Source organism: Neglectibacter sp. X4, from assembly GCF_009917365.1.
GTDB lineage: Bacteria > Bacillota > Clostridia > Oscillospirales > Acutalibacteraceae > Acutalibacter.
Map to the genome: position 1 here is coordinate 1 of NZ_QWLE01000330.1, position 270 is coordinate 270.

Sequence of the window (270 nt, forward strand, 5' to 3'; positions counted from 1 at the left end):
TTCCAAGAACAAAATACGGTCCATCTGCTCGATGGTGGAAATACGGTGCGCGATTAGAAGCGTCGTTTTTCCCTTCCGCACCGAACGCAAATTCTGCAAAATCATTCTTTCCGTCTTGGTGTCCACCGCTGAAACCGAATCATCCAAAATCAATATCGGCGCATCCTTCATCAAAGCGCGCGCGATTGAAATTCTCTGTTTCTGCCCTCCGGACACCGTCACGCCTCTTTCGCCCAGCACCGTATCGTAGCCAGCGGTAAAGCCGCAGAC

1 protein-coding gene is annotated in these 270 nt (G+C 51.5%); it reads right to left on the bottom strand.

Annotated features, from left to right (window positions below):
• A partial coding sequence (locus D1841_RS18425) for an ATP-binding cassette domain-containing protein (protein WP_166554408.1) occupies positions 1-270 on the bottom strand: 270 nt, incomplete at both ends.